The sequence below is a fragment of the Gilliamella sp. Nev5-1 genome (assembly GCF_001690895.1).
Classification (GTDB): domain Bacteria; phylum Pseudomonadota; class Gammaproteobacteria; order Enterobacterales; family Orbaceae; genus Gilliamella; species Gilliamella apicola_C.
Genome location: NZ_LZHO01000010.1, coordinates 24,362 through 30,586, shown reverse-complemented (window position 1 = coordinate 30,586; position 6,225 = coordinate 24,362). Strand labels below are relative to the sequence as shown.

The window sequence follows — 6,225 nt, the reverse complement described above, 5'->3', positions numbered from 1 at the left end:
TAATATCCGACGTTTCCATACCGCCGTATTTTTCTCGCCACTTATAGAAAGTTGAATTACCCATGCCATATTTGCGACAGAGTTCCTTGACAGGAATACCTGCTTCAGCTTCTTTTAAAATAGCGACGATTTGATGTTCAGTCATTTTTTTCATAATTAAATCCTCTTTTACTTTTATCATAGAGAATTTTCTACTTTTTGGCTGTACTATTTTAGGGGATAGTTACATGAAAAATACATTGGTAGTCAAGTTGAAGTTATAGGAAAAGTTACCGAAGTGAAGATCGGATGGACTGAAAGGAAATTACCATATATTTTTCTTAATTTTAATGACTGGCGAGGTAAAGCATTCAAAGTAAATATATGGAAAGAAGGTTTAGATGCATTAAATCTAAATCTATCAATTATGAAACCTAATGATATATGGTTAGGAAAATACATAAGTGTTAAAGGATTGATGGAACCTCCTTATATTAGTTCTAAACATAGATATTCACATCTTTCCATAACTATTACAAAAAATGACCAGCTAACAATTATCTCTCATGATGAGTTCAAAAGGAGATTGGATTGTTGTGAGTTTATTAATAGGATTAATTATTATACAAGACAACAGCCATTAGTGTCTAAAAATAATGAAATTATTAAAAATATTTTAAACAATAATATTGATAAGGTTGGGCCACAAAATAGAATTACTATAAGCAAAACGTCACAATATTCAACTATAAAACCATCAACATTATTAAGTAAAAACCAACAAATAGCAGAAAAAATAAAGATACAGCAAGGAGGACAGCACAATTTTCCTGGAACTTTGAAGTTACCAACGCCTAATCACAAACCTAAACAATATCAAAGTAGTTTTTTTAAAGATCATCTATGGGCTATTGTTATTTGTTTGATTGTTATTTTATTTTTATTTCGTTGTTTATTTTAATCAAATATTGATTTATCCATTCTGGACACATAAGTAAAGGGTTATCACTATTTCTTTTGCAAATAAAAAGTTAAAAATTAGTATTTATATATTTTATGTGTAACTACCCCCTAAAATAGTACAGCAAAAAAGTAGAAAATTCTCTATGATAAAAGTAAAAGAGGATTCAATGATGAAAAAAATGACTGAACATCAAATCGTAGCTATTTTAAAAGAAGCTGAAGCAGGTATTCCTGTTAAAGAACTATGCCGTAAATAGGGTATGGGTAATTCAACTTTCTATAAATGGCGAGAAAAATACGGCGGAATGGAAACGTCGGATATCAAACGCTTAAAAGAGCTGGAGGCTGAAAACCGCAAGCTTAAGCAGATGTTTGCTGAGCTAAGTTTAAAATCACAGCTCCAGGAAGAAATCATAAAAAAACTTTAGTGCCCACAAAAGCACGTAAAATGGACCTGAATTTACAGGAAAAACCTTCACCAACTGGGCTAAATTACATGGTATAACCATTGATTATATCCAGCCCGGTAGCCCTTATCAAAATGGCTATATTGAACGATTTAATCGTACCTATCGTACTGAAGTACTCGATTTATATCTTTTTAACAACTTAGCGCAAGCAAGGAGAATAACTGAAGAATGGTTAACGATTTATAACACCGAAAGACCGCATGAGGCATTAAATAACATGACACCGATTGAGTATAAAACACTAAAACAAGCAGCATGATTTTCTACGTGAGTTGTGTACTAAGTTTGGGGTATTTACACCCATTTTCTTTTACTTTATAATGGATTGCATCCATCCAAACAAACAGATAAACCGACGCTAGTGGTCGTTGTTGCCATCATCGCAATTCGGGAATGAGTTTTATCTGTAATGGCGGTTAAAGTTGCAGGAGAAAGACGAAAAGCATAAATCTCTTCAATATGCTAGCTGATGTCTTTATAACTCATCTCCAGCGCATACATACTCAGAATTTTTTGTTCAATTTCATCGCTTAATGTTGTCTGATTTTTTTTGATGAGTTGAGGTTCAAATAAACCATTCCTATCTCTTGGTGCATCAAGTTCGAAACTGCCCGATGTGTTTTTTTATTGCCTTTGAACTTTGACCGTTGCGTCGATTAGGGGGAATATCATTGGCTAAATGAGAATCTAACTCAGTAGATAACGCCGCTTCGGTGAGATGTTTAATTAAAAGCGTTAAAATGCCCTCTTTACCCGTTAACGGCTGGTCATTTTGTAATAACATTAATGCTTTTTCAAAATCAAATTCTTGGGACAGGTGTCATTTCCTTTTTGCTACATAGTTTACTGAAATGACACAGAATATTGAACACTCTTGATTTAAATCATTATTGTGTCAACTAACCATTTACTGTGATGTCATTAGTGTTAATATTATGATAAAGCCTAACGTTTTTTGGTGATAAACACTTTGTGTATGGCTGCTTTGGTAACCTGATTGCTGAAAAGATCGGAAAAGACCACAGCCTTGTTACCCACTATGAATACGATTGTCGACATCGACTCATCAAAGTCATTAAACCGACAGGGCTAATTATCACCTATACTTATGATGCTTTTAATCGCCGTACTAGTAAAACCGTGGATGGGAAAACTACCGAATTTCTGTATTCGTATCAGGATGATACGAATAATCCAGATTACATTACAACCTAAACTGTTGTTACTAATCATTTATCGGCAGATATATCAACAAAACTTGGCATACTGGGTGGATTAAATAGTTATCAATATGTCAATGGTGATCCGATAAATTGGATAGATTCGTTAGGGTTGAAAATAATGGGGTTGAGGGGATTGCAGAGAAGGAAATGACACACGTGGTAACTTATTTTCCTAAAAATCCAAATGATCTAAGTAAAATATTAGGAATTGAACCAAAAGTAACTACAACACAACATGAAACTACTCGTATGGTTTGGGAACCTAACAGCAATACAAGGATTCGTTATGAAAGCCTTCCTAGTGATAGCGGAATTTTTAATCCTCACCACCATGGTGAACATTATCATATAGATATTAAACCTAATAATTTAACTTGGAATCAGGCTAAACGACAAAATGCTATTCAGAAAGGTAAGCCTGAAGATTATAGACCTAATCATGGTACAAGTTTTCTTCCAGGCGAAAAACATCCAGGAAAATAAATTATGTTATTAAACGAAATTAATATATCAGATGGAAAAATTATAAGTTTTAATGCAAGTTTGCAAGGTTTAAAGTTGTTTATTCAAGATTGGAAAGAGCAAAGATGGTTAATTACTTTTAAATAAGTTTTATCATTTCAATCTATGAGTGCTGAATATGAAGAACTTTTCCATTTAGATATAGTTGTAGAAGACAATTTTAAAAGATACACCATGGAATATTTTGACAATGAAAACCCAAAGGATTATCTATGTTTTAATTTTTATGGGGCATGGTCTGATAGAGCATTATTAAAAATAATTGCTAAAAATAATTATAACATTAGTCAATTATCATAACGTTAAATAAAACTATTTTTGACCTAAACTAGTTGTCGAAGGATGCCTATTGGCCGTTGAACTATCTCTTTTTTATTCTTTCTAGCTTGGAATAATATGAAAACTGGGTATCGTTCCTTCCTAAAAAGGTGATTATAATGCATTGTAATCTTTAAACTGTGGCGGTGTGAAGTAGCGAGTATAAATCACCTTTCTACTTTCTTCACTTCACTGAGTTTAAAATTGCACCTCATGTTTTAATCCAAAAAATAACCAGAAAAACTTTAATAAAATCAATGACTTTTCTGACTAATTTTTAAACTATAAAATCCTCAATTGCTAAATCACCAATCGGTTACTGATGGTTATGATTCGGCACCAAAATATACCACGACAGCCATGCATGAGGTCGGAGATTTAGCACAAAGCCTACCCAAATCGAATGTGATAACAGTAGCCTATTTTATCCACAAAAAGCAAAACGCCCAAAATCACACAGCTCTCAAAATAAGCCATTTTGCACTGAAAAATCAGTCAGAAAAGCCATTGATTTTATTTAATTTTTTGTTGTAAAATAAAAATGCAGAATCCAAATGGCTAACTTCCTATAAAACTATAGCCATAAAAGGGAAAGTAGATTTTTTAATATGTCATAAAGGAGATGGTCGGCGAGAGAGGATTCGAACCTCCGACCCACTGGTCCCAAACCAGTTGCGCTACCAAGCTGCGCTACTCGCCGTTAGGAAGCGCATAATACTTCGCTTCCTGAAAAGTGTCAATACTTATAGTAAAAAATATATAGCAAAAAATAGGCTTGAGATTTTTATTTTGCTAACAGTGCTGGTGTTTTACCAATACGTTGATAAAATTCAACAACAAAATCCTCGTAACATTTGTTAGCAACCGCCTCACGAATTTCAGACATTAAGCGTTGATAATAACGTAAATTATGAATGGTATTTAAACGTGCACCTAAAATCTCACCACATTTATCTAAGTGATGAAGATACGATTTAGTGTAATTTTTACACGTATAGCAATCACAATGAGGATCAAGTGGTGTTGTGTCATCTTTATATTTAGCATTACGAATTTTAATCACACCATTGGTAACAAATAAGTGACCATTGCGGGCATTGCGGGTTGGCATCACACAGTCAAACATGTCAATACCACGGCGTACGCCTTCGACTAAATCTTCAGGTTTCCCCACCCCCATTAAATAACGGGGTTTATCAGCGGGTAATTGTGGGCAAGTGCCTTCTAATATACGGTGCATATCAGCCTTGGGTTCACCAACCGCTAACCCGCCAACCGCGTAACCGTCAAAGCCTATTTCAGTTAATCCTTTAATTGAAATATCCCGTAATTCTTGATGAATACCACCTTGCACAATACCAAATAGTGCATTTTTGTTGCCTAATTCATCAAAGCGTTGTCGGCTGCGTTTAGCCCAACGTAAAGACATTTCCATTGATTTTTTGACATAATCCCAATCAGCGGGAAAGGGGGCACATTCATCAAAAATCATTACAATATCAGAACCCAGATCGTATTGGATTTCCATTGAAATTTCAGGCGATAAGAAAATCGAATCGCCATTAATTGGATTACGAAAATGAACACCTTCTTCTTTGATTTTTCGAATATCGCCTAAACTAAAAACTTGAAACCCACCTGAATCGGTTAAAATAGGTCCTTTCCATTGCATAAAGTCATGCAAATCACCATGTTTACGCATGATTTCTTGCCCTGGCCTTAGCCATAAGTGAAAAGTATTACCGAGTAATATTTGCGCACCTGTTGCAGCAACTTCTTCTGGCGTCATACCTTTTACCGTGCCATAAGTGCCTACAGGCATAAACGCTGGGGTTTCAACAGTGTATTCAACTCCACGGCGATCGAATTTCATTCGCCCACGACGAGCTAACCCGTCAGTATTATCTAGTTCAAATTTCATTTTTTGTTAACCTCTTGCGACCAAATAAACAGTTTGGCGCGAATTATTGTTATAATGCGTAATCGCATCATTAATTTGCGGGACCTAGTTTATCTTGCTTGACTAAAATAAACAATATTTGAAGGGGCTTTGAATCGTTTGAAACGTATTATTCTACTATTGTCAGGTTGGTCGATGTTTTTTCTCACTGGGTGTCAAATTCAAAGTAAAAAAACTTATCCCAAAGTGATTACTTCCGATCGGATTCAATTGTTATCTGAAAATGATATTTTTTCAATTAGTCAGATGGCTTGCCTTGAAATAGATAAGCGGGCAGTCATTCCTCCTGATTACCATGCTTTAAGCCAAAGGCTCAATAAAATTGCTAAAACCCTGCCTAGCAAGGCTAATAATATTGAGATAAATTATCAAGTTTATATTAATACTGAACCTAATGCATGGTCTACCGCTAATGGTTGTATACGTGTAAACAGTGGTTTGATGAAATTGTTGAATGATAATGAGTTACAGGCAGTACTTGCCCATGAGCAGGCGCATATCGCACTTAAACATGCTATTAGCTTATTTAAGCAAGCGCCTTATATCGAATTTACTGATAAAATTGGTGAACTTGTTGTTATTGCTAAAAAAGACGTGGCTCAACAATATGAAATTGAAGCTGATAACTATGCTTTTGATTTATTAATAAGTAAAAACATAGATCCGATGAGTTTAGTTGACATGTTAGCCAAATTGCCTATTCACTCAACCAATAAACCAACATCACATCCTTCAAGAATAAAACGAATAAAGAATATTATTGCTAGACTAAAGCGGTAAATAGCTATTT

Annotated in this window: 7 protein-coding genes, 1 tRNA gene and 3 pseudogenes; 7 read left to right on the top strand and 4 right to left on the bottom strand. The window is 34.4% G+C overall.

What is annotated here, in order from left to right; all coding sequences use genetic code 11:
• Window positions 1–154, bottom strand: a 154-nt coding sequence (locus A9G41_RS01665) for a transposase (RefSeq protein WP_141673476.1), incomplete at its 3' end; no start/stop codon positions are given.
• A gap of 123 nt (window positions 155–277) precedes the next feature.
• On the opposite strand from A9G41_RS01665, the gene A9G41_RS01660 reads away from it, so the two are divergent.
• From A9G41_RS01660 to A9G41_RS14885, 3 genes and pseudogenes are all read left to right on the top strand, one after another.
• Window positions 278–940 carry a hypothetical protein gene (locus tag A9G41_RS01660; protein ID WP_065583524.1) on the top strand — a complete coding sequence of 221 codons (663 nt, stop codon included), beginning with the start codon at window positions 278–280 and terminating at the stop codon, window positions 938–940.
• Window positions 941–1,109: 169 nt separating this feature from the next.
• A pseudogene (locus A9G41_RS14890) lies at window positions 1,110–1,364 on the top strand (transposase); the annotation flags it as partial.
• A gap of 25 nt (window positions 1,365–1,389) precedes the next feature.
• Window positions 1,390–1,671, top strand: a pseudogene (locus A9G41_RS14885) (integrase core domain-containing protein); the annotation flags it as partial.
• Window positions 1,672–1,711: 40 nt separating this feature from the next.
• On the opposite strand, the pseudogene A9G41_RS14620 reads toward A9G41_RS14885, so the two are convergent.
• Window positions 1,712–2,229, bottom strand: a pseudogene (locus A9G41_RS14620) (transposase); the annotation flags it as partial.
• 155 nt (window positions 2,230–2,384) lie between these two features.
• Between A9G41_RS14620 and A9G41_RS13330 the strand changes: the two are divergent.
• The 3 genes from A9G41_RS13330 (at window position 2,385) to A9G41_RS14615 (ending at window position 3,244) form a co-directional block, all read left to right on the top strand.
• On the top strand, window positions 2,385–2,627 hold the full coding sequence (locus A9G41_RS13330; RefSeq protein WP_081302281.1) for an RHS repeat domain-containing protein: 243 nt from the start codon (window positions 2,385–2,387) through the stop codon (window positions 2,625–2,627).
• 155 nt (window positions 2,628–2,782) lie between these two features.
• The gene (locus A9G41_RS01645) at window positions 2,783–3,118 is read left to right on the top strand and encodes a hypothetical protein (protein ID WP_141675282.1); all 336 of its coding nucleotides are present in this window, start codon (window positions 2,783–2,785) and stop codon (window positions 3,116–3,118) included.
• Window positions 3,119–3,121: 3 nt separating this feature from the next.
• Window positions 3,122–3,244: a hypothetical protein gene (locus A9G41_RS14615; RefSeq protein WP_255307329.1), complete on the top strand. Its 123-nt coding sequence runs from the start codon at window positions 3,122–3,124 to the stop codon at window positions 3,242–3,244.
• Window positions 3,245–4,098: 854 nt separating this feature from the next.
• Here A9G41_RS14615 and A9G41_RS01635 read toward each other — a convergent pair.
• Both A9G41_RS01635 and tgt read right to left on the bottom strand, forming a co-directional pair.
• Window positions 4,099–4,175, bottom strand: a tRNA-Pro gene (locus A9G41_RS01635).
• Window positions 4,176–4,259: 84 nt separating this feature from the next.
• Window positions 4,260–5,396: a tRNA guanosine(34) transglycosylase Tgt gene (gene tgt, locus A9G41_RS01630; RefSeq protein ID WP_075539233.1), complete on the bottom strand. Its 1,137-nt coding sequence runs from the start codon at window positions 5,394–5,396 to the stop codon at window positions 4,260–4,262.
• A 138-nt stretch (window positions 5,397–5,534) separates the two neighbouring features.
• Here tgt and A9G41_RS01625 point away from each other — a divergent pair, with 138 nt between their 5' ends.
• Window positions 5,535–6,215, top strand: coding sequence for a M48 family metalloprotease (locus tag A9G41_RS01625; RefSeq protein WP_143425389.1), 681 nt, complete (start codon window positions 5,535–5,537; stop codon window positions 6,213–6,215).
• Window positions 6,216–6,225: the final 10 nt, after the last annotated feature.